We start from the raw sequence: 24,857 nt of genomic DNA on the forward strand, positions 1-24,857 counted from the left end.
TCAAAAGATAATTTGAGTATTACTCAAAGCGATGAATAAGGGATATATTAAGTATGTACATAAGATATGTGTTAGTTATATATATAGTATATATAGGATATTAAACTTGAATAATGAGTTTTCTTAAGTTACCGGATACACGCATTTCATAAAGGAGAAAGTATGTTTGGTGGTAGTATTGTGGCGATTGCCACACCGATGTTTCCTGATGGTCGAATTGATTACGATACATTTGAAAAGTTGGTTGAATTTCATATCGAAAATAAGACTGATGCGATTGTTGCTGTAGGTACAACGGGTGAATCTGCAACTGTCAATTTTGATGAGCATCGTGAAGTTGTTAAACGCGTTGTTCAATATGTTAATGGGCGTGTGCCTGTTATTGCTGGAACGGGTGGCAATTCTACAGAAGAGGCAATTCGTTTAACACATTGGGCTGCTGAAGATGGTGCGGATGCATGTTTGCTTGTTGCGCCTTACTATAATAAACCTCCTCAAGAAGGGCTCTACCAACACTTTAAATTAATTGCGGAAACAGTAGATATCCCTCAAATTCTCTATAATGTGCCAGGAAGAACGTGTTCTGATATTCAAGTTGATACAGTTGCAAGGTTAGCTGAACTTAAAAATATCGTTGCAATTAAAGAGGCGAGTACTTTTGAACGTGTAGAGCAATTGATTCGCCGAGTAGGAGATCAAATTGATGTTTTAACAGGTGAAGATGGGATCGCTGCTAAATGTGTGCTAGCGGGCGCTAAAGGGGTAATCTCGGTCACTGCTAATGTTGTACCTCTTCAAATGCATGAGATGATTGCCGCTGCGCTTGCGGGAGATGAAGCAAGAGCGTATGAAATTAATGATCAAATCAAAGAATTGCATCATGTGCTCTTTTTAGAAACAAATCCTATTCCGGTAAAATGGGTATTGCAAGAGATGAAAAAAATCCATGCGGGAATTAGACTTCCTCTTGTGCCACTTGATAAGCAATATCATTTGACTGTACGTGAAGCGATGAAAAATGCTGGTATTTCTTAATTCGATCTTATTGAAGGAATCAGTTTGATCGGATAAAAAGAGCAATCAGTTTGTTTTTACGTTATAATCCCACAAAAAGTATTTTGTGATTAATGAAAATCGCTCATACAATAACAAGAATTTATTCGTTAAGGATTAGGTCCATGTATACAAAAAAAATAGCGTTTGCGGTATTGCTATCAGGCTTGGTAATTAGCGGTTGCTCTACGCAAAAAGTGCAACCTCGGGATAGCTTGCGTTATTTATCATCATCGCAAGTTAATCCACTGGAGTATCCACCAAGCTTATTGAAGACAACAGCGACAGATACGGTAGCGACTACGACACTTAAAGAGTATCGTCAACATCAGAAGCAAGTTGTCCAAAAAGTATTACCTACAGGAGACAGCGCTGGTCTAACCTTTATAGAATCTGAAGGCGGACGTCGTTGGATCAATACAGGGCATTCGCCTGATTATGTTTGGCAACAAGTACAACAACTTGTTCGTCAGCTTGGTTTAGAGATTGAATCACAAACACCTGAAGCGGGTATTATTGAAACTAAGTGGGCTGAAAACCAAGCGAATGTAGATGATGGTTTTATCCGTGGCTTAATTCGTAAAGTCGCCGGTAACTTACTAGGTTCTACTTCTAAGGATAAGTTCAAGATTCGTTTAGAGCGTGATGGAGATCGAGTATTAGTCTTTGTGACACATTACTCTCTTAAAGATGAGGCAACGGGTAATGAACAACAATTCCATAAATGGGTTGATGGTGGGAGTGATCCGGAACTTGAAGCTGAATTCTTAGCGCGATTATCTGCACGTTTAGGCGTAGGAGGCGATGGTCTCGGTGCCTCGGGAAAGGGTGGTAGTATCCCGGCTATTGATCGAGAAGGGATGCGCCTCACCATAAGTAATAGATCACCACAAGATGTATGGAAACAATTGGGTGATATTTTAGATGATGGTTCTGAATTTAATGTTTTAGAGCAATATTCTGATATCAACACTTATCGAGTTGGACGGACAACTAAAAAACGTCGGTTTTTCTTCTTCACACGCTATGATCGTGAAGGGGAAGTATATTACGTTCGCGTGAATGAGTTGGGTAATGGCCAGGCAAAAATTGATATCCAACCTGTCTTGACGCTCAATCACTTAGAAGAGTTAGTGGATCGAATTTCAACTAAACTTCAATAAATTCGACAACCTTATCAAATCAGCTGTTAAGTTGTAGAATATTGTAAGTTTAGAATCGTTATTCACAATTTTGGTAAAATAAAAACGCTCGATTGATTAATCGGGCGTTTTGTTTATGTACAATAAGTACAATAAGCTATCTCAGAAGGAGCAGAGAGAGGATATGGGACAGAAAATTGCGAAACTTGATCCGCATGTCATTAACCAGATTGCCGCTGGTGAAGTGGTTGAGAGACCGGCTTCAGTTGTGAAAGAGTTAGTTGAGAATAGTATCGATGCCAATGCTACTGAAATCGTAATAGATATTCGTGCTGGGGGCATCGAGCAGATTATTGTACAAGATAATGGGAGTGGGATTGCTAAGGAGGATCTAAGTCTTGCTTTATCAAGTCACTCCACGAGCAAGATTCGTTCAGCCAATGATCTAGAAGAGATCGCCACTTTAGGTTTTAGAGGAGAAGCGTTACCGAGTATTGCGGCAGTTTCTCGCCTAACACTTATTTCTAGAGAAGCGGGAGCAGAGTATGCCTTTAAAGTGCAGAGTAAAGGCCATGATGAAATTAATGAGCCGATGCCGGCATCGCTCCCTCAAGGTACTCGGATTGAAGTTTTTGATCTCTTTTTTAATGTTCCAGCAAGACGGAAGTTTTTACGCACTGAGAGAACAGAGCTAAGTCATATTGAAACTTTAGTGAAGCGGTTAGCGCTTATTCGTTTCGATATTAGTTTCACTCTTATTCATAATGGGCGTGAGCTTTTTTCAGCGCCTATTGCTGAGACAATGGCACAAAAACAGGCCAGAATAGGACAAGTTTTTAATCAAGAATTTTTAGATAATTGTTTCCACTTTTCACATACTAAAGAAGTGGTGATTGATGATGTGGGGACAACTCGAATTTTAACGTTAGAAGGTTGGGTTGCAAAACCCACTTTTTTCCGCAATAACAATGAATGGCAGTATGTCTATGTGAATGGGCGAATGGTCAAAGATCGTCTTGTGGCGCATGCAATTCGTCAAGCTTATCGAGATGTCATGTACAGTGATAAACATCCCGCTTTTGTGGTCTATTTTACGCTTGATCCTGCTGCTGTAGATGTTAATGCTCATCCCCAAAAACATGAGGTGCGGTTTCGAGAGTCGCGAATTGTTCATAACTTCCTTTTTAGTACCTTTAATCATGTCATCTCTCGGCCGGAAGTTTTAGAGGGGAGTGATGCGCTTCCTGTTGTGGCTTCAATAGAGGATAAACAGCCCTTATCAGTACAAGAAGCGCCATCAGAGAGTCGTGCCATTGCAAATCAACGGCAAACAGGGCTCTCTTTTGGCAATCAATATGGTGGGCAGGGTAAGTCTTATAAACCTCTTAATCTCTATGAAGCGATTGGTGCCGGTCGCAATATATCAAATTCATCAGGGCAACAAGCATTTGCAGGGCTAATAGATAGAACTTCTTCAACCACAGGCAATCATTCAGCGACTGATCAAATCGGTAATGAAAATGATCAAGATTTCGATCCCGATGATGCGCCGTTAGGTTATGCGCTCGGGCAACTTCATGAGGCCTATATTTTGGCGGAGAATCGGCAGGGTTTGGTGATGGTGGATATGCATGCCGCTCATGAGCGAATTATTTATGAACGTTTTAAGAGTGCAGTGGATACGGATAAAGGGATTGTCAGACAAGCCTTATTAATTCCTAAAACTATTGAAGTAACCTCGAAAGAGATTGCGCTTGTAGAGGAATTTCAGGCAGAACTTCACTCAATAGGTTTGATTTTAGAAGTATTAAGTCATAATTCCATTGTAGTACGAGAGGTTCCGGCGAGTTTAATTCGTGCTAATATCGAGAAATTAGTGAGCGAAGTGTTACGAGATTTTGATCGCTATGGGTCTAGTCAAAAGATTACGGAACATATCCATGATATTCTTTCAACAATGGCTTGTCATAGCGCTATTCGTCATCATCGGCGTTTAACCTTACCAGAGATGAATGCGCTACTGAGAGATATGGAACGTACAGAGCGATCAGGACAGTGTAATCATGGTCGTCCTACTTGGCGGTCGTTAGCATTGACTGATTTAGATAAACTCTTTTTACGAGGTGAGTAGTGAATTCAACAACCTTACAACGATGCGTTATTTTTGGTAATCCCATTGCGCAATCGAAATCTCCAGAGATGCAGATGCAGTTTGCTCATAATGTCGGCGTTAATCTTGAATATCTAAAAGTTTTAACACCACTCGATGATTTTGCAGGAACCTTAAAGCATTGGGTCAATCAAGGGATTGTTGGGGCTAATATTACCGTTCCGTTTAAAGAGGAAATATATCAACTGTGTGATGATTTAACACCTGAAGCCCGCACAGCAAAAGCCGTCAATACAATTCGTATTCAAGAAGGGAAGATCTATGGTCATAATACTGATGGTATTGGACTTATTCGGGATATAACCGAGCTAAAAGGAATTCAAATTGCCGGTAAGCGAGTCTTAGTATTAGGGGCCGGTGGGGCAGTTCGCGGCATTATGCAACCGCTTTTAGATCAAAAACCGCATTCTGTGATGATGAGTAATCGTACTTTGATTAAAGCAGAGCAATTAGTCCAAGAGTTTGCAAATAGTACACAATGTGATATTTCAGCAGTGGCTTGGCATGATTTACAAGATGAGTTTGATTTGATTATTAATGGGACAAGTGCCTCACTGCAACAAGATTTCCCGGCATTACCACAAGGAACGATCGGTAGCGATACTATCGGTTATGATCTTGTTTATAGCAATCAACCCACTATTTTTATGGAATATATCTACGATAACGGTGGTAAAAAAGCCTATGATGGCTTAGGGATGCTCATTGAGCAAGGCGTATATGCCTTTGAATTTTGGTTTGGGAAGAAGCCCTCGATAGAGGGGGTAATGGCGATCTTTGGGCGGTAATATTGATAAACATTATTTCCCTTTTGGATCTTTAATACAAATAAGAAAGTTAAGCTAAAACGTGCCTTTAATCAGGCATTCAATCCTAGATTTTGATATCATTTGCAAAATCCATTCATGAAGGAAAAGAGAATTATGTCTGAAGAAAAAACCCATTTTGGTTATCAAACGGTCGATCGTGATGAGAAAGAAGCGAAAGTTGCAGAAGTGTTTCACTCAGTGGCGAGTCGTTATGACGTGATGAATGATGTGATGAGTTTTGGGATTCATCGTCTTTGGAAAAATACAGCATTAAGTTTATCGGGTGCTAGACGTGGACAGAAAGTCCTTGATCTTGCCGGCGGTACCGGTGATTTAACGAAGCGTTTAAGTCAACGTGTAGGTGCTGAAGGCTTAGTGGTTTTATCGGATATCAACGAATCAATGTTAGAAGAGGGGCGTAAACGTCTTATCAATGAAGGGATTGTTGGTAATGTGGAATTTAAACAGATTAATGCTGAGCAGATTCCTTTTGAAGATGCGACTTTCGATTTAGTAACAATTGGTTTTGGGCTTCGTAACGTAACAGATAAAATGAAAGCGCTTAAAGAGATGCGTAGAGTCTTAAAACCTGGCGGTCGTCTTTTAGTGTTGGAGTTTTCTAAACCTGTGGTTCCTGGATTAGGGACGCTGTATGATTTCTATTCATTCCAAATTATTCCACGTATGGGCGAATTAATTGCAAAAGACGGCGATAGCTATCGCTATCTCTCTGAATCGATTCGGATGCATCCACCACAAGAAGAACTTCGCGATATGATGCTTGAAGCGGGATTTGATGAAGTGGATTATAAGAATTTAACCGGCGGGATTGTGGCAATTCATCGGGGATTTGTCTATTAAATATTAGCCTAAGAATTAGCCTAAGTGCTAGTTAATATAGAGTTTATCAACTTTAATGATAAGCTCTGATTATTAGTAGGGATTGTAGAGAATTCCTACTTCATATTCTGTTTACTTAAGGATAATTAGATGATTTCTCGTGGTTTGCGTATGATCAAAATTTGGTGGGTATTCCTCAGGTTTGGTCTATATGATCTTGCTTTTATGGTGCCGGGACTGCGGCATCTTCGGTTTCTTAAACCGGTGTTGTCTCTTTTTAATGGCTATAAAACAACGCCATTGCCGGTGCGTATTCGCCTTGCTTTAGAACAACTCGGACCTACATTTATTAAATTAGGGCAGGCGCTCTCAACGAGATATGATCTGCTTGATAAAGAGATTGTCGATGAGTTAGTAAAGCTACAGGATAGTGTGCCACCATTTCCAAGTGATGTAGCGATCAATATTATTGAAAAGGCTTATCAAAAGCCGCTTAATCAAATATTCCGCTCTTTTGATGAAACGCCGATTGCAGCAGCCTCTATTGCACAGGTACACGGAGCAGTGCTTCTCAATGGTCAAGAGGTTGTTGTTAAAGTCGTACGTCCCGGTATTCAAAAAGTGATTAAGCGAGATATCGGTCTGATGGAAGTGCTGGCATATACTATTGAACGCTACTATCCGGATGGTAAACGGCTTCGTCCAGTAGAGATTGTAGAAGAGCATGCACGGACAATTTTGAATGAACTTGATTTGACGATTGAAGCTGCAAATGGCGCACAATTAAGAGAGAATTTTAAAGGTTCAAGAGCGCTCTATGTGCCTGAGATCTATATCGATTATGTGCGTAAAAATGTTTTTGTGATGGAGCGTATTTCCGGCGTTCCTGTCGGTGATATTGAAACCTTAAAAGCCTTAGGGGTAGATATCCCATTACTTGCTAAACGAAGTGTTGATGTCTTCTTTACCCAAGTCTTTGAACATAGTTTTTTTCATGCGGATATGCATCCCGGTAATATCTTTGTGGATGTGACGAATCCGAAAGATCCCACTTATATTGCGCTAGATTTCGGTATTATTGGAACGTTGAATGAAGATGATCAGCATTATCTTGCAAGTAATTTTTTAGCCTTTTTTAATCGAGATTATCTTAAAGTTGCTGAACTTCATGTGGAATCTGGTTGGGTACCGCCAGATACGCCGGTGGGAGATTTTGAAGCAGTGATTCGCTCCCTTTGTGAACCCGTATTCAATAAACCTTTAAAAGATATCTCTTTTGGTGGTTTTCTATTATCACTCTTTCAAACGGCGCGTCGCTTTAAAATGGAGATGCAACCACAATTGATGTTGTTGCAGAAGACACTTTTTGCAATTGAGGGCTTAGGACGAGAACTGTATCCTGATTTAGATCTATGGGAAACGGCAAAACCTTACCTTGTTGATTTTGTGAAGAGAAAGCGTGGGCCAAAAGCGATTATAAAACGGTATAAGCACGATCTACCCATCTGGCTTGAACAGATTCCGGATATGATGCAAAACGGGAATATTGTTTTACGTCAAGCTGTGAAAGGTGAGTTGAAGGTGAACCTCGCCCAAACACAATGGGAGCAATTACAAGCCATTCAGTCTGAAGAGAGTAAGCGTAGAATTTTTGGGGGTGTTGGTGCTGTATTTTTATTAGCGCTATTACTTAAATGGGATGATCTATCACTAGGGGGTACAGTTTCTATCTCCTTATTCGGATTATTATTTTTCTATCTATCGTTACGAAAAAGGCGGTAACCTGCTGATATTTTTTGTTGTGTGTGATAATCTTAAGAAAGAATTTTAAAAAGAAATTGATTTAACACAATTCTTTGCAAAATATCATCTATAATGAAGGGAGAATATCTTGATAATAATCAGGATAGGGCAGAATTTTTATAAGGAGAGAAGTCAATGAAAAAATTAGCATTAGCAGCAATCTTAGCAGTAACGACTATGGGCGTTTCTATGGCGCAAGCGGATACTGATGCAGTTATTAAATATCGTAAAGCTGCTTTCACCGTTGCAGGTTGGAATATGGGCGTTTTAGGTGGCATGCTTAAAGGCGAAATCGATTACAATCCTGAAGAAGCAGTATCAGCAGCAAAACGCATTAATGAAATGGCGAAAGCTGTGGGTGCGACATTCGTTGATGGTACTTATGAAGGTACAAGTGCAAGTCCTAAAATTGCTGAAAATCGTGCAGAGTTTGATGCGGATTTAGCGGCATTCATTGAAGAGAGTGGCAAAATGGTTGAAGCTGCAGGTGAAAAACAGACGCTTGCTCAACAAATGGGTAAATTAGGCGGCACTTGTAAGTCTTGTCATGATTCATTCAAATTAGATTAATAGCCGATCGATGATTTTAAATCATCATCTTTAATCGATTCTTATTGTAACGGGCTTTTTTGTTAGGCTATTACGATAAATCTAAGATACAATCAAGGGCGGTTAGCGTGGTGCTAGCCGCCTTTTCTATATTTCCCACTTATAGGAGATTGATCGCGTCATGAAAAAATTTAAATTGGCAACGCTCTTATCTTTAGGTTTGGCATTGGGTTCAACAGCAGTACAAGCGCAAGAAGTACGGGTTTATAACTGGACTGATTATATTGATCCAGAGTTGATTACTGAATTTACCGATAAAACAGGTATTAAGGTGATCTATGATACATTCGATAGTAATGAAGTATTATTGGCAAAAACGTTAACCGGCAATTCAGGATACGATATTGTCGTGCCATCGGATTATACGCTGATCTATATGACACAAGCGGATGCGGTACAGAAGATTGATCGTAGCAAGTTACAAAATATTGGTAACATTTGGCCTTTTGTGGAGGAGCGGCTTGAAGAGTTGCCGGGGGCCACAGAATATTCAGTGCCTTATATGTGGGGAACAACAGGTATTGCCTATAATGTGGATAAGATTAAAGAACTCGTGCCAGATGCGCCGCTTGATTCCATGGAACTTCTTTTTAATCCTGAATATGCGTCAAAATTGGCTAGTTGTGGGATCTATATTATTGATTCCCCCAGTGAGTTTTACCCGATGCTAATGCGTTATTTAGGCTTAGATCCAGAGAGTACGTCAGATGCAGATCTTGCGAAAGCCAATGAAGTATTAGAGGGGATTCGTCCTTATATTACCAAATTCCACTCTTCAGAATATATCAATGCCATGGCCAATGGTGATGCTTGTTTAAGTTTAGGTTGGTCTGGGGATCTCTATTTAGCAAAAGCAAGAGCGAAAGAAGCGAATGCCGGTGTGAATATCGAATACTTTATTCCGAAAGAGGGGGGGCTACTTTGGTTTGATCAATTGGCGATTCTTAAAAATGCTAAAAATGTAGATGAAGCCTATGCTTTTATTGATTTCTTATTAGATGCAAAAGTTAATGCGCGGGCTGCAGATTATGTGGAGTATGCAACGTCCAATGAAGCGGCATTCCCTTATGTGAATCAAGAGTTATTGAATGATAAAGCGCTCTATCCCTCAGAGGAAACATTGTCCCTATTAAATGTGAAGCAACCTTATACACAGCGGGAACAGAAAAAATTGATGCGTCAATGGTTGAAAATTAAAGCACAGAAATAAGTGAAAGAGATTGTATTCACTAATCACACTATTTTACTTAGCTAAGTCTGGTAATGATGAGATAACTACTTCATCAATATTCAAATTAAGCACTCAATGATTGAGTGCTTTTTTTATGATTTGTAGAGAAATGTTAAAATTTTAATAAGGTTTTGACAGAGGGACGAAAGAGGCGCTCTTTTTTATGTATAATGAAAGGCAGATTAAAATTAAATTACCAAAGTGCAAAAGTAAAAAAGCACAAAAGTACAGAGATGTAAATTAAAGAGGGTGATACTGATAAGGAGATCGCTATCTAAGATTTATAACGATTATTTCAAATAGAGGTAACTATGAGTATTATTCATCATTCATTAATTATTTTAGGATCAGGACCTGCGGGCTATACTGCGGGGCTTTATGCGGCGCGCGCTAATCTCAATCCTGTCATTATTACTGGAATGCAAATGGGCGGTCAATTGACGACTACCACAGAGGTGGATAATTGGCCTAGTGGTGAAGAGGGCTTAACAGGGCCCCAATTGATGGAGAAGATGCAAGCCCATTGCGAGCGTTTTGGTACAGAGATTATTTTTGATCATATTGAATCGGTGGATCTCTCAAAAAGACCTTTTACGCTCACCGGCGGAAATGGGACTTATAGTTGTGATGCGTTGATTGTTGCAACAGGTGCTTCAGCAAAATATTTAGGATTACCCTCGGAAGAAGCATATCTCGGTAAAGGGGTTTCAGCTTGTGCAACGTGCGATGGTTTCTTCTATCGAGATCAAGAAGTCGTTGTTGTCGGCGGTGGCAATACTGCAGTGGAAGAGGCGCTCTATTTAAGTGCAATCGCATCAAAAGTCCATTTAGTTCATCGCCGGGATAGTTTCCGTGCAGAGAAGATTCTGATTGATCGACTCTATCAACACGTTAAAGATGGTAAGATAGAGTTACATTTGAATTGTGTACTCGATGAGGTAGAAGGTGATCAAAATGGTGTGACCGGTGTGAAGCTCTCTTCAACGGTTAATGATGATGTTAAATCATTAAGTGTCCCCGGCGTATTTATTGCGATTGGGCATACACCGAATACTGCGATTTTTGCAGAACAACTGAAAATGCGTGATGGCTATATTGTGGTACGATCAGGTTTAGATGGAAATTCTACAGCGACTTCAGTAGAAGGCGTATTCGCTGCGGGTGATGTGATGGATTCTCATTATCGTCAAGCAATCACTTCAGCAGGGACAGGATGTATGGCGGCGCTCGATGCCGAGCGTTATTTAGATAGTGTTGGTAGCATTCACAATGAGGAGAATAAGTATGAAATTTAATACATTAGATGATCTTAATTTAGAAGGTAAACGTGTTTTAGTTCGTGAAGATTTGAATGTACCGATTCACGATGGTGTCATTACTTCCGATGCTCGCTTAGAAGCTGCACTTCCAACTATTCAAAAGATTTTAGAGAAGGGTGGCGCTGTAATGGTGACATCACATCTTGGTCGCCCAACGGAGGGTGTTGAAGATGAAGAGTTTTCTTTGGCACCTGTCGCTGTATGGCTTAATAATCGTTTAGGTATGCCCGTTCCTTTAGTAAAAAATTGGATCAACGGCGTTGAAATTAAACCCGGTGAAGTGAAATTACTTGAGAATGTTCGTTTCCTTGAGGGCGAGAAGAAAAATGATGAAGCGCTCTCTAAAAAAATGGCCAATCTTTGTGATGTCTATGTGATGGATGCTTTTGCTACTGCGCACCGTAAAGCCGCATCTACTTATGGTGTGGGTATGGAAGCGAAAGAGGTGGCTGCAGGGCTTCTTTTAGAGAAAGAGCTTAAAGCGTTAACTAAAGCCGTTGCACATCCTGAAAAACCAATGGTGGCTATCGTGGGTGGTGCGAAAGTGTCCACTAAACTCACCGTCCTTAATGCGCTGTTAGATAAAGTGGATCAGCTCATTACCGGCGGGGGTATCACGAATACATTGTTACTTGCGAAAGGGTATAACGTGGGTAATAGTTTAGTGGAGAAAGATCTTGTTCCTGAAGCTAAAAAACTATTAGCGCGTGCTGAATCTGAAGGTAAAGAGATTCCACTACCGATTGATGTGGTTGTTGGAAAAGCATTCTCTGCAGATGCTGAAGGGGTGGTTAAAGCTATTTCTGATGTAGAGGCGGATGATATGATTATGGATATTGGTCCACAAACGATAGAGCTTTATCGCCATATTTTAGAGAAAGCGAAAACAATCGTATGGAATGGTCCTGTAGGCGTATTTGAGTTTGCAAACTTTGCAGAAGGTACTAAGAAAGTCGGTGAAGCGATTGCAGCAAGCAGTGCTTTCTCGATTGCCGGCGGTGGCGATACAGTGTCTGCTGTAGAAACCTTCGGGATTGCAGATAAAATCTCTTATATTTCAACTGCTGGAGGCGCATTCTTGGAGCTTTTAGAAGGTAAAGTATTACCGGCTGTTGAGATGTTGGAAAAGCGAGCAAATTAATGATGAATAATAACGAAATCTTGATTAATATTACGCCAAATGAAACGCGTGCTGCTGTAATTAGCAATGCAATAGCGCAGGAAGTGCTGATTGAGCGAGATGAAAAACGAGGATTAGTTGGCAATATTTATAAAGGGGTCGTTATTCGTGTATTACCGGGCCTTGAAGCAGCATTTGTTGATATTGGTTTAGATCGCGCCGCTTTTTTACACGTGAGTGATATTCAGACAAGCTGTAGTGAATATGCACCTGAGCAGTGTGATCAATGTAGTGATGGCGAAGAAGAGAATGAGCGCCTTCCCACAAAACGTAATCCTGAAGCGATTGATATCACTAAATTGCTGACTCAAGGTCAGGAATTAATTGTGCAGGTAATACGGGATCCTTTAGGTACAAAAGGGGCGCGTATTACTACACAAATCTCGATTCCCTCTTGTTATCTTGTTTACCTCGCTAATTCCGATGTGATTGGTGTCTCGATTCGGATAGAAGATGAAGAGGAACGGGATCGGTTAAAAGGGATTTTACAAAATTATCAAGCAGAGATCCCCGGCGCATATATCGCAAGAACAGCTGCGGAAGGTGCGGATCCTTGGGTATTACGGGCCGATATGCAGTTTTTAAATCGCCTTTGGGGTGAAGTAAAACAGCGTATTACAGAAGCAAAAGTGGGCGAAATTATCTACGGTAACTTCCCATTAGAGCAACGTATTCTCCGGGATTATATTTCGAAAGATATTCAGCGTGTGCGGATTGATTCGATGGATGGGTACAAGCGAATGATGGATTTCACGACTCGCTTTTTACCTGAGATGACCGAGCGCATTGAATATTATGTGGGCCCTCGAGCGATTTTCGATCTCTTTAATACCGAAAAAGAGATTAATCTTGCTTTAGAAAAACGAGTAGATCTCAAGTCTGGTGGTTATTTAATGATCGAACAGACCGAAGCTATGACCACCATTGATGTCAACACAGGTGGCTTTGTTGGGTTTAGAAATTTAGAAGAGACCATTTATAAAACGAATCTTGAAGCCGCACAAGCTTTGGCACGTCAAGTGAGATTGCGTAATCTTGGGGGTATTATCATTATTGATTTTATCGATATGCAGAGCGAAGAGCATCGACAAGGGGTTTTAGAAGAACTCTCTGAACATCTCTCACAAGATTATGCTCGAACCTCTATTAGTGAGGTAACCTCATTAGGATTAGTGCAGATGACGCGTAAACGCACTCGGGAGAGCTTGGTGCAGTTATTATGTGAGCCTTGTCCTAAGTGTCAAGGAAATGGCTATGTGAAAACCAGTGCGACCGTTTGCTTTGAGATATTGCGGGAATTAATTCGGGATGGAAAACGTTTTCCAACGCTTAAAGAGTTTCTTGTTTTAGCTGCACCGGAAGTGATTGAACGGTTATTAGATGAAGAAGCACATAGTGTGGCTGATCTGCAAAATCAGATTGATGCGAATATTCGATTGCAAGCAGAAGAGCTCTATCCTGTAGAGCAATTTGATATTGTCCCAATGTAATGAAGTAGAGAGTAGATTGGCATAAATAGATGGGTCAATAGAATTAACACACATCATTGCCAAAATAGATGAAAAGGTAGATTATAAGAGCGTTATCCGTTGAAGCGAGAGATCAACAGTAGCGCTCTTTTTATGATGTAGATTCAATAGATTATTCAAGAGGTCATTGAATAGCTCATCAGATGGATTATCAGGGTTAGTCGTAGGAAATTATTATGAATATTGTCTTGGGTATTTCAGGAAGTATCGCTGCTTATAAATCGCCAGATTTAGTCCGCCGTTTGCGGGAAGTGGGATGCAGTGTGCGCGTTGTGATGACAAAAGGGGGGCAGAGTTTTATTACGCCCTTGACGTTACAGGCAGTATCCGGTCATCCTGTGGTTTATGATCTTCTAGATCCCAGTCACGAAGCGGGAATGGGGCATATCGAGTTAGCGCGTTGGGCTGATTTGATACTCATTGCGCCGGCAAGTGCGAATTGTATGGCAAGATTAGCGATGGGAATGGCAGATGATCTTTTAACGGCGATCTGTCTAGCCACTGAGAAACCGATCGTGTTAGCGCCGGGAATGAATCGTTTAATGTGGCGTAATATCGCAACTCAGACCAATATCGCAACCTTAAAACAGCGCGGTGTTCATATCTTAATGCCGGGAAACGGCGCGCAAGCTTGTGGAGAGATAGGGGAAGGGCGAATGTTAGAGCCTACGGAGATTCGTGATGAGATTTTAGCAATGAAGGCTTCACTTCCACTGAAGGAATCGAACCATTCGAGTGATGTGAGTGATTTGAATGATTTCTCTGATCTGAAAGGAGTCAAATCATTACCTCTTACCGGTAAACGGGTTGTGATTACCGCGGGCCCAACGGTAGAAGAGATCGATCCTGTGCGCTATATCAGTAACTATTCTAGCGGTAAAATGGGCTATGCCTTAGCTGAGAAAGCCGCTCTAATGGGCGCAGAGGTGACGCTTGTTTCTGGACCTGTTGCCCTTGAAGCGCCACAAAATGTTCGACTAATCAAGGTGAAAAGTGCTGATGAGATGCTTGCTGAAGTCACTAAAGCTACCTCAAGTGATACGAAAGGTGCTTGCGATCTTTTTATTGCCTCTGCGGCTGTTGCCGATTATCGTGTGGTGAATCGAGCTTCTCAGAAGATGAAGAAAGAAACAGGGCAAGATCTGTTAACGCTTACTTTGACACAAAACCCCGATATTTTAGCGACGATTGCCAAAGGGGATGATCGTCCTAAGCTCTGTATTGGCTTTGCCGCTGAAACGGAATCTGTGGAAGAGCACGCAAAAGCGAAATTACTGCGTAAAAATGTGGATATGATCTGTTTAAATGATGTTTCAGGGGGTAAAGTATTTGGTGAATCTGAGAATGAGATGATTCTTTTTACCCGAAGTGGCGAGCGTATCCCGTTGCCTAAAGCCGATAAGTCAGAGATTGCTCAACAAATTTTAGAGACCATTATGACCCTATTTCCGAATGAATAGGACAAATGAATTAGCCGAATAAATTTATCAGCCCTATTTTATGATTGATTTGTGAGATAAATCTTGAAAGGAATCGATTATGGCACTCTCAGTTGTTGAGTCTTTATCATTATTAGCACTCTCTAGTGTGACGTCTTCGACTATTTTGCCGGGAAGTTCAGAGGTTGCATTGGTGGCTTTTTTGCATAAGCATCCTGATTTTGCGTTATCCGCTTGGTTGATTGCGACCCTTTTTAATACTGTAGGCAGTATGATTATGCTCTTTGTCGGACGTATTATTCCAAATCACAAGAAAATTAAACCCCGAACAGAGTATTACATTCGTCGATATGGTTCTTGGACGCTGCTTCTTTCGGGAATGCCCTTTATCGGCGATATTTTGCCAATCGCTGCTGGCTGGTTTCGACTCAATGTTTGGAAAGCAAGTTTGGCAATTTTAATTGGAAAAGGCGTACGTTACCTTATTATTATTGCTTTTTTAGAGGTAGCGGAGAAAGTGATTTGAGAATCTCGATATTGATAAGACACAAAATATAGGATGATAAGTAACTCATTAAGGCACCCTTTTGGGTGCTTTTTTATGTGGAAAATCTATATAGAGAGTAGGGAGATGACCGTACAAATTTGTGATATCAATTAGGGAACTTCTCGTTAAGAATAATCGTGTTTTTCCCATATTATCTTATTGCCGCATTTTGCTGATCTTCATTCAGAGGAGTTATAGTAAATTTGGTTTAAGAAAAATGGCTTTTGAACAACACTTGCATGATGCCGGATAGAACGGCTACCTTATCTCGATCAACCGATGCGCCGGCATTTTAATAAGCTTCTTTTGAACCAATCTCACTACATTTGGAAAACTCAGTAATAGATCGTCTATTATTAAAACATATTATAAATATTTATAAATGTTTATACTAGTTTATATAAAATAAATAAAATTGTATTTTAATGTATATTTTTATATATTAATAAATAGTTTGGGTGATAGTTAACTGTTGAGTTTTATTGAAATTGATGAATCTATTTTTATTGATTGTGTTGTATAGACAATCAATGAGATCCCTGAGTGAGGTTTAAAATGACAAAGAAAATTGAAGATTATAAAGGACCTGCCGGTGGCTGGGGTGCGCTAAAAGCTGTGGTAGAAGCATTAGATGCACAAGATCGGGAAGGGGCTGATATTCGTGCACTCTTTGATATGAATAAGCACGATGGTTTCGATTGCCCAGGTTGTGCTTGGCCTAATCCTGCTAGAACGCCGATTTTTGATGTATGTGAAAATGGCGCAAAAGCAGTCGCTTGGGAGGCGACTAGTAAAACAGCAACCCCTGGTTTTTTTGCTAAAAATCCTGTATCAGAGCTCGCGAAGATGGATGCGCATTCCCTTGAAGATCTTGGTCGATTAACGCATCCTATGAAATATAATCCTGAAACGGATTGTTATCAGGTTATTGAGTGGGATAATGCATTTAAAGAGATTGGAGAGATTCTTCAAGGGTATCAAGATCATACAACATTAGAACTCTATACATCTGGGCGTACTTCTAATGAAGCTGCTTTTCTTTATCAAGTATTTGGTCGGGAATATGGAACGAATAACTTCCCGGACTGCTCTAATATGTGTCATGAGCCCACAAGTGTTGGGTTAGCTGCTTCTATTGGTGTAGGGAAATCAACAGTTGTCTTTGAGGATTTTGATACCGTTGATTTGGTCATTGATATCGGCCATAATCCTGGTACAAATCATCCTCGTATTTTGAGCACTTATCGTAGTGTTGTGAAAAGAGGTGCCAAAATTGTGGCAGTTAATCCGCTTAAAGAGCGTGGGCTTGAACGTTTCCTCTATCCACAGAATCCTGTAGATATGGTGACAGATCATGCGACACCTTTAGCGTCTCACTACTATAAAGTCCGTGTAGGCGGTGATGTTGCTCTGATGAAGGGTTTGATGCGTATTGTGATTGAGCGACATGAAACGGCAGTTGCTAATGGTGATGCACCTATCCTAGATCTTGAGTTTATTAAAGATCATACGGTAGGCTACGAGGCGGTACGGGAAGATGTACTTAATACGGATTGGGATAATATTACCCATGTATCTGGATTAACTAAAGCTGAAATTGAAGAGTTTGCAGAGCTCTATATTCAAGCTGAGCGAACTATTATCTGCTATGGGATGGGAATTACGCAGCATGAGCATGGTACACAAAATATCCAACAGCTTGTGAATCTACTATTGCTGAAAGGGAATATGGGGAAACCAGGCGCTGGGATTCTCCCACTTCGTGGGCACTCTAATGTACAGGGAGATCGTACTGTTGGGATTACCGAGAAACCAAGTACCGCGATGTTAGGTAAACTCAAAGAGCGATATGGTTTTACTGCACCTACTGAATGGGGACATGCCGTTGTAGCGTCTGTTGAGGCGATGTATAGCGGTTCATCAAAAGCTTTTATCGGTATGGGCGGAAATTTCGCTGAAGCAATGCCAGATCATGATAAAACTTATGCCGCAATGCAGAAATTAGATCTTGCGGTACATATTGCTACCAAATTGAATCGTTCTCATCTTTTAACCTCTAAGAATACCTATCTATTACCGGTTTTAGGGCGTACAGAAATCGATATACAAAAAACAGGGCGACAAGTTGTCACAGTGGAAGATTCCATGAATTTTGTCACAGCATCTTGTGGTATTTTGCAACCTGTCAGTGAACATTTAAAATCAGAATGTGCCGTTGTTGCGGGTATTGCTAAAGCGGCTATTCCAGACACGAAAGTCCCTTGGGATGATCTTGTCGCAGATTATAGTAAGATTCGTGACGATATCGCTTTTGTCTATGAGGCATTTCATGATTATAACGAGCGTATTAAAGCACCAACGGGTTTTCATCTCTTGAATCCTGCTACAGTACGTCAATGGGTCACTAAGAGTGGTAAAGCGAATTTTATTAAAACTCAGGATGGCTTAATTGAGGATCCACGTTCAGCAATGAATGCCGAGTTGACACTTTCAACAGTGCGAAGTCATGACCAATACAATACAACTATTTATGGTATGAATGATCGTTATCGCGGTATTTTTGGGCAACGAGATGTACTCTTTATTAGTGAAAACGAAGCGAAAAAGCAAGGTGTTGAAGCAGGGCAGAAGGTCAATATTATTGCGTTAGATAAAGATCGTAATCCAACGGATCGTCGATTAGATAATTTAACAGTAGTGATCTACGATATTGCGGATCGATCAGTCTCTACCTATTTCCCAGAGGCGAATAACTTGGTGAAATTAGAGAACTTCGATGAACAGTCCGGAATTCCCGCTTATAAAAATATTCCTGTGAAGTTAGAACTCGCAAGTTAATAGTAGTATAAGAAAGATGGATTCAGTTCTATCTCTAAAAAATCTTGTTGATAGTGATAGATAACGCATCAAAAACCACTTCTAGTTATCATTAGAAGTGGTTTTTATTGTTTATAATTTAGCTGGTGAGTTTAATGGGTCAGTTCGATTACTCAGTTCAATGACGTAGTACTGATCGTTTAATCATTGAAAAATAATCCTTATTGAGATCCTTATTTTTCTACGGCTTGATAGATAACTGTTGTTTGTGTTGCTTTCGGTGCTGCCATTGTATGGCAATTAGAAGTACACCCACCGCAGAGTGATGCGTCTAATTGACCGCATTGACTTGTCTGTTTTTGGATAAGCCCTTTTTGTACCCAGTGTTCCATCATATTGGCAATAAGATCTTCCGGCATTTGAAAATGATGAGCAAGGCGACCGAGTGGAACCTCTTTCTCTCGGTCAACATACGCTTTTAATTTAATCAAAATCATTGGCAACAATTCCCTTTAGAAGATTTTTTGTGGCTCTGTGCAATGAATTGTTTGCTTTCTGTAAAGATCTCTTTTTTACCCATATAGCGAAGAAGCATAAAGAGTGCAAAGAGTGCAGCAGCTAAGGAGATGATCCAAATAATCGGCGCAATGCCAGCTCCCATATTAAGAAGATGGAATTGATAATAGCCTGTTGCTAAAATCCAACCGATAATAAAGGTCCAACTTGCCACTAATATCGTCCAACGCAATCCTGCCTCTCGATAAACAGCGCCCAAGGCCGCAACACAAGGGGTATAAAGTAGAATAAAGATCAGATAAGAGATCACCGAAGCGGTGGAGGTGAAGTAATGTTGAATTTCAGAAACGGTCGTATCATTCACATCATTCGCTTCTTGGATTGCCATAATATCGCCATCGGCCACCTGATCATTAATGCCTAAAGGATCGAGCAGTAATTTGGGTAATTCAGCCAGATTCTCTGGAATAGTTTGGAAAGCCTCACCAACTTGCCCCCAGAAATCAAATTCTTCTTCGGGCGCATCGTGAGAGTAGAGGGAATTTAAGGTACCAATCACTGATTCTTTAGCAAAGATACCGGTAAAGATCCCAACAGTTGCCGGCCAGTTTTCTTCAGTCAAACCCATGGGTTCAAAGGCTGGCGTGATAGTTCTACCGATGGTAGAAAGAACTGATTTTTCACTATTTTCATTACCAAATGTGCCATCAGTCCCGGCGCTATTGAGAATTCCGAGAATAGCTACCACAATAATAATAGCCTTACCCGCCCGATAGATGAAGCTTTTGAGTCGATCCCAGGTTGTAATGCTAATCCCTTTAAGCGTTGGCATATGATAAGCCGGTAATTCCATAATAAAAGGGGTGTTAGGGCCTTTAAGGATAGAGAATTTTAATGCTAATCCTGTGCAGATAGCGACTATGATTCCAAGAAGATAGAGTGCATAGACGATCATGCCGATATTATTAGGGAAGAAAATGACAGCAAAGAGCGCATAAACGGGTAAACGAGCCCCACAAGACATAAAGGGAATCATCATAATCGACATTAATCGATCGCGCTCATTCTCTAAGGTGCGCGTTCCCATAATAGCTGGAATATTACAGCCAAAGCCAACTAGCATGGGCACAAAGGCTTTACCGGGTAGGCCAATGGCGCGCATACCACGATCGACCACCATTGCTGCACGAGCCATATAGCCAGAATCTTCTAATAGTGAGAGGCAGAGGAACATCATTGTTAATACGGGGATAAAGCTAGCAACAGTTTTAATCCCCTCACCAATCCCATTGGCTAAGAAGGTGGTTAACCAATCAGGAGCATTGATGGATGCTAAAAGATGACCTAAGCCACTGACAAAAATAGCATCAAACAGAATCTCAAAGAAGTCGATAAAGGCAGAACCCACATTGATCGCAATAGCAAACATGAGGAACATAACGATGAGAAAGATAGGGATGCCGGTAAAGCGACCTAATGCCCAGTTATCAATTTTAGCGGTTAATTTACCACTTGCAATTCCCGTTGTTTTAATTACTGATTGGGCTAGTTGGTCAATCGCTTCATAGCGGCTACTAGCTAAAATAATATCAAGTTCGCAATCGGCTAATTGCGCAATCTGTTGCTGCATAGATTGCAAGGCAGATTGATCTTGTTCTGATAAGGGGATGGTTTGATATTCCCCTTTAATTGCTTCCAATAGTTGCCAAGGCGTTGCCGAACGGATAGGGCTATTTTCTGGGAGCGCTGCAATGCCATCATTAATAATTTGAGTAACCGCAGGGCTCTGTGTTGCAAAGATCTCTTCATGATCTAAATAAGGTGCTGGTTCATAGACTGCAATCATTTTTTTGAGCTCTTCAACACCCTCATTTTTACGGGCAGAGAGCCCAATGACGGGGCAGTGTAGTTTCTCTTGCAATAATGAAAGATAGATCTCAATACCCTCTAATTTCGCTACATCCATCATATTGAGTGCGATAATCATCGGCTGTTTTAGATCAAGAAGCTGAAATGTAAGATAGAGACTTCTCTGTAGATTGGCGGCATCGATGACATTGATAATGAGTGTGTCCGGTGCATTGAGGAGATAATTTCGTACGATTAACTCATCTTGAGAGGTATTATTATCGCTACTCTCAAAGGAGTAAGTACCTGGAAGGTCGATTACTTCAATGGATTGACCTTTAACGGTAAAATGCCCACTCTTTTTGTCAACGGTGACACCCGGCCAGTTAGCCACTTTTTGTTGATGGCCTGTTAAGGCATTAAAAAGGGTTGTTTTTCCACAGTTAGGGTTCCCTAAGAGGGCAATTGTTTTCGCCATAATTTAAATACCCTTTTCTACAATAATGGAAGATGCTTCCGCTTTACGTAAGCAGAGCTGAAAGCCTCTAATCATAATCTGCATAGGGTCACCTAACGGCGCGGTGCGAATCACTTTTACTTCACAACCCGGAGTAATTCCCATAGCGAGTAGTTTATTGCGATATTGTGGTTCAGCAGTATTCAATTGTTTAATCATAGCAGTCTCATTAACCGCTAATTGATCAAGGGTGAATGTTGTCATAATCGACTCTCGATAAATATAAAGGAAAGTAAAATACTGATGTAAATATATTCCTATTGAGATTTATTATCAATTAAGTTTGTCATTTTATGTGACAATAATCAGGTTTTAATCACTTGTTTTATTTATGAAGAATAGATGCAAGATAAAATCTATCAATTAGTTAGAATGTGTTCTTTCTCTAAGTGTGTGCTCGAGCTAGATTTAGAGGAGGTGAGGTTTGCCTTTACTGTACGACTCTATAGAATAGAATTCTAAATTAAAACTCGATTGTTTTTCTCATAACTTATTAATTTTTAATAATGCTTTATTATCATGATAGAGATGATATGAATATAGATTGGGTTATCTTTTCTGCAAATGTCGATAAGGATAATATATTTTTGTAGTTATATCGGAGGTCGGTGAATCGTTGTATTCTTTTTGTGATTTTATGACATACTTCGATGGAGAAAGGTAAAGAGAATGGTTGTATTAATGAAATTAACTTCAAATAGAAAGTAGAATAATCAAAAGGTTTAGGCTGTAGATGTAAATTACGCTTGATTAAATTTTTGAGGAAATAGTTAAATTAGTTGTAGATCAGCTATAATAGATCGAACTTTTTTAAACTAAGCTTTTGAGGAGCGCTTTGATGGAAAAAATCATCGTTTTGGATTATGGTAGTCAATATAATCAACTAATCACGCGGCGGATACGTGAGATCGGGGTTTTTTCAGAGTTAATCTCGCATAAAGTTACAGCAGAAGAGCTTAAAGCGATGGCGCCCTCAGGCATTATTCTTTCAGGCGGTCCGAATAGTGTCTATGCAGAAAATGCATTCTCGATTGATCCAGAGATCTTTAACCTAGGTATTCCTGTATTAGGGATCTGCTATGGTATGCAATTGATGACCCACAAATTGGGCGGTAGAGTCGAAAAAGCAGCAAATCGGGAATATGGTTTAGCTTTTTTACATGTTGATCTCAAAGAGACAACACTTTTTGATGGGCTACCAGAAACACAATCTGTTTGGATGAGTCATGGTGATCTTGTGACGGAAGTACCAGAAGGATTTGAAGTGACAGCTCATAGTAGTGATTGTCCAATTGCCGCAATGGAGTGCCCCGAGAGAAATCTTTACGGCGTTCAATTCCACCCAGAGGTGAAACATTCCTCATTTGGCCTCGAATTACTTCGTAACTTTGCTTATGAGATCTGTGGCTGTTCTGATCAGTGGAAAATGGATTATTTTATTCAACAAGAGATCAAAAAAGTCCAAGAATTAGTCGGCGATAAGAAGGTATTATTAGCACTTTCAGGGGGCGTTGATTCTAGTGTGGTGGGTGTTCTATTACAAAAAGCGATTGGAGATCAATTGACCTGTATCTTCGTCGATCATGGTCTACTTCGTAAAGGCGAAGGAGATCAAGTAATGGAGAGTCTTGGTGGTAAATTTGGTCTTAATATTATTCGTATTGATGCAAAAGATCGTTTCTTGAGTAAACTTGCCGGCGTTAGTGATCCTGAGCAAAAACGTAAAATTATTGGTAATGAATTTATTTACCTATTCGATGATGAAGCGAAAAAGCTAAAAGATATCGATTTCTTAGCTCAGGGAACACTTTATACAGATATTATTGAGAGTGGTACAGATACAGCTGAAACAATCAAGTCGCACCATAATGTCGGTGGATTGCCAGAAGATATGAAGTTCCAATTAATCGAGCCTCTTAAAACGCTCTTTAAGGATGAAGTGAGAGAATTAGGGCTTGAGCTTGGTATGCCACATGAATTGGTATGGCGGCAACCATTCCCAGGGCCAGGACTAGGTATTCGAATTTTAGGGGATATCACTGAAGAGAAATTAGAAATCGTGCGTGAGAGCGATGCGATTTTACGGGAAGAGATCAAACTTGCCGGACTTGAGGGTGACATTTGGCAATACTTCACTGTTTTAACAGGATTAAGAAGTGTTGGAGTAATGGGTGATTCTCGGACTTATGATTACACTGTTGCTATTCGCGCAATTACCTCTATTGATGGAATGACCGCTGATTTTGCGCGTATCCCTTGGGATGTATTACAGAAAATTTCTGTTAGAATGGTGAATGAAGTCAAACACATTAATCGTGTGGTTTACGATATTACAAGTAAACCCCCTGCAACTGTTGAATGGGAGTAATAATCATGGATGACGAAGAGTAGCTTTTAACATTAATTCAATAAGTAAAATCTCTAGAATAGAGATTAAAATATAGGTATATACAGATATACTCAAAGAGGATCATTAAGATCCTCTTTTTATTTATTTTCAATAACAGTTGCTTCCAATAAGGATTAGTAAAAATAGGCGTAGATAAACAAGAAGGGCAGAAGCCTTACACTTAGATAAAAGATGTAGAAAAAGAGAATACCTAGAAAAAGATGAGAAAGAGGATATAAAGGCTATTTCTTATTAATTAATGTATTTTTGAATAGTAAGATTGAATTGCGATGATAAAACTTAAAAACCATAAAAATATAAATTCATATAAATCAATAGATTGAGTCTGTTTTGTCAATATCATTAAAATTATTTCAGAAAACCCCTTGCAAGATCTCAAAAAGAGTGTAGAATTCTCATTCTTGATTCAGACGACACCTTTCGAGGTGACAGAGAAGAGAGTGGTTTTGGGAGTTGTGATCAACTTTTAAAGCGGTCAAGTTTAGGAAATGTTAGTTTTAATTTTAATTTCAAAAAGATTAAAAAACTTCAAAAATAAATTTGACAATAAGCATCTCGATCTGTAGTATAGTTCGTCTGCTTAGGGCAGTGAGAAGCAAGTAAACGAACCTTTGGGTGATGAATACTTTTACTGTTCACTAAGCGTTCTTTAACAAATTAATCTTAAGTAAGTTTGTATGGGGGCTTGTATCGCTTTGCGAGAGCAAAAAGATAGAAGTCTAACCAAACAATTCCAGCACTATTTTTAATAATGGGAATAGTAGCAGTAATTGAGTAAATGGGTTAGATCGAGAGATTTAAAACATTATTAAGGATTTAAACTGAAGAGTTTGATCCTGGCTCAGATTGAACGCTGGCGGTATGCTTAACACATGCAAGTCGAACGGCAGCACGGAGAGTTTACTCTTTGGTGGCGAGTGGCGGACGGGTGAGTAATGCATAGGAATCTACCTTTTAGTCTAGGATAACTACCCGAAAGGGTAGCTAATACTGGATGTGGACTACGGTTTAAAGCAGGGGATCTTCGGACCTTGCGCTAAGAGATGAGCCTATGTGGGATTAGCTAGTTGGTGAGGTA

The 24,857-nt window shown here is 40.1% G+C and carries 18 protein-coding genes and 1 rRNA gene; 16 read left to right on the forward strand and 3 right to left on the reverse strand.

Going from position 1 to position 24,857, the window contains the following annotated elements; all coding sequences use genetic code 11:
• The first annotated feature begins 162 nt into the window (after positions 1-162).
• The 14 genes from dapA (at position 163) to DC083_RS08355 (ending at position 18,509) form a co-directional block, all read left to right on the forward strand.
• Positions 163-1,035, forward strand: a complete 873-nt coding sequence (dapA, locus tag DC083_RS08290) for a 4-hydroxy-tetrahydrodipicolinate synthase (protein WP_109189758.1) — start codon at positions 163-165, stop codon at positions 1,033-1,035.
• Between the two features lie 143 nt (positions 1,036-1,178).
• On the forward strand, positions 1,179-2,216 hold the full coding sequence (bamC, locus tag DC083_RS08295) for an outer membrane protein assembly factor BamC (RefSeq protein WP_157954914.1): 1,038 nt from the start codon (positions 1,179-1,181) through the stop codon (positions 2,214-2,216).
• Between the two features lie 163 nt (positions 2,217-2,379).
• Positions 2,380-4,326 (forward strand): DNA mismatch repair endonuclease MutL, encoded by a 1,947-nt coding sequence (gene mutL, locus DC083_RS08300; RefSeq protein WP_109189760.1) that lies wholly within the window; start codon positions 2,380-2,382, stop codon positions 4,324-4,326.
• Positions 4,326-5,153, forward strand: a complete 828-nt coding sequence (aroE, locus tag DC083_RS08305; protein ID WP_109189761.1) for a shikimate dehydrogenase — start codon at positions 4,326-4,328, stop codon at positions 5,151-5,153. The genes mutL and aroE overlap by 1 nt, the downstream gene beginning before the upstream one ends.
• Positions 5,154-5,288: 135 nt before the next feature.
• Entirely contained in the window at positions 5,289-6,035 is a 747-nt protein-coding gene (ubiE, locus tag DC083_RS08310) for a bifunctional demethylmenaquinone methyltransferase/2-methoxy-6-polyprenyl-1,4-benzoquinol methylase UbiE (protein WP_275667374.1), read from the forward strand.
• A 129-nt stretch (positions 6,036-6,164) separates the two neighbouring features.
• Complete coding sequence (ubiB, locus tag DC083_RS08315) at positions 6,165-7,796, forward strand: ubiquinone biosynthesis regulatory protein kinase UbiB (protein WP_109189763.1); 1,632 nt, start codon at positions 6,165-6,167, stop codon at positions 7,794-7,796.
• A gap of 156 nt (positions 7,797-7,952) precedes the next feature.
• Positions 7,953-8,387, forward strand: coding sequence for a c-type cytochrome (locus DC083_RS08320; RefSeq protein WP_109189764.1), 435 nt, complete (start codon positions 7,953-7,955; stop codon positions 8,385-8,387).
• Between the two features lie 160 nt (positions 8,388-8,547).
• Positions 8,548-9,636 carry a polyamine ABC transporter substrate-binding protein gene (locus DC083_RS08325; RefSeq protein ID WP_109189765.1) on the forward strand — a complete coding sequence of 363 codons (1,089 nt, stop codon included), beginning with the start codon at positions 8,548-8,550 and terminating at the stop codon, positions 9,634-9,636.
• A gap of 332 nt (positions 9,637-9,968) precedes the next feature.
• A complete protein-coding gene (gene trxB, locus DC083_RS08330; protein WP_109189766.1) occupies positions 9,969-10,952 on the forward strand; it encodes a thioredoxin-disulfide reductase in 984 nt (327 codons plus the stop codon).
• On the forward strand, positions 10,942-12,117 hold the full coding sequence (locus DC083_RS08335; protein WP_109189767.1) for a phosphoglycerate kinase: 1,176 nt from the start codon (positions 10,942-10,944) through the stop codon (positions 12,115-12,117). The genes trxB and DC083_RS08335 overlap by 11 nt, the downstream gene beginning before the upstream one ends.
• A 2-nt stretch (positions 12,118-12,119) precedes the next feature.
• Complete coding sequence (gene rng / locus DC083_RS08340) at positions 12,120-13,646, forward strand: ribonuclease G (RefSeq protein ID WP_109189777.1); 1,527 nt, start codon at positions 12,120-12,122, stop codon at positions 13,644-13,646.
• Positions 13,647-13,861: 215 nt separating this feature from the next.
• On the forward strand, positions 13,862-15,145 hold the full coding sequence (coaBC, locus tag DC083_RS08345) for a bifunctional phosphopantothenoylcysteine decarboxylase/phosphopantothenate--cysteine ligase CoaBC (RefSeq protein WP_109189768.1): 1,284 nt from the start codon (positions 13,862-13,864) through the stop codon (positions 15,143-15,145).
• A 79-nt stretch (positions 15,146-15,224) separates the two neighbouring features.
• Positions 15,225-15,650, forward strand: coding sequence for a YqaA family protein (locus tag DC083_RS08350; protein WP_109189769.1), 426 nt, complete (start codon positions 15,225-15,227; stop codon positions 15,648-15,650).
• A 576-nt stretch (positions 15,651-16,226) separates the two neighbouring features.
• The gene (locus DC083_RS08355; protein WP_109189770.1) at positions 16,227-18,509 is read left to right on the forward strand and encodes an FdhF/YdeP family oxidoreductase; all 2,283 of its coding nucleotides are present in this window, start codon (positions 16,227-16,229) and stop codon (positions 18,507-18,509) included.
• Between the two features lie 212 nt (positions 18,510-18,721).
• Here the strand turns inward: DC083_RS08355 and DC083_RS08360 are convergent, their stop codons facing one another.
• The 3 genes from DC083_RS08360 to DC083_RS08370 are packed head-to-tail and all read right to left on the reverse strand — an operon-like array spanning position 18,722 to position 21,573.
• On the reverse strand, positions 18,722-18,985 hold the full coding sequence (locus DC083_RS08360) for a FeoC-like transcriptional regulator (RefSeq protein ID WP_109189771.1): 264 nt from the start codon (positions 18,983-18,985) through the stop codon (positions 18,722-18,724).
• Positions 18,982-21,330 (reverse strand): Fe(2+) transporter permease subunit FeoB, encoded by a 2,349-nt coding sequence (gene feoB, locus DC083_RS08365; RefSeq protein WP_229822714.1) that lies wholly within the window; start codon positions 21,328-21,330, stop codon positions 18,982-18,984. The genes DC083_RS08360 and feoB overlap by 4 nt, the downstream gene beginning before the upstream one ends.
• A 3-nt stretch (positions 21,331-21,333) precedes the next feature.
• Positions 21,334-21,573: a FeoA family protein gene (locus DC083_RS08370; RefSeq protein WP_109189773.1), complete on the reverse strand. Its 240-nt coding sequence runs from the start codon at positions 21,571-21,573 to the stop codon at positions 21,334-21,336.
• A gap of 634 nt (positions 21,574-22,207) precedes the next feature.
• On the opposite strand from DC083_RS08370, the gene guaA reads away from it, so the two are divergent.
• Positions 22,208-23,737: a glutamine-hydrolyzing GMP synthase gene (gene guaA, locus DC083_RS08375; protein ID WP_109189774.1), complete on the forward strand. Its 1,530-nt coding sequence runs from the start codon at positions 22,208-22,210 to the stop codon at positions 23,735-23,737.
• An 860-nt stretch (positions 23,738-24,597) separates the two neighbouring features.
• Positions 24,598-24,857 (forward strand): 16S ribosomal RNA (locus DC083_RS08380); the annotation flags it as partial.

Source organism: Ignatzschineria ureiclastica (genome assembly GCF_003121845.1).
Taxonomy (GTDB): Bacteria; Pseudomonadota; Gammaproteobacteria; order Cardiobacteriales; family Wohlfahrtiimonadaceae; genus Ignatzschineria; species Ignatzschineria ureiclastica.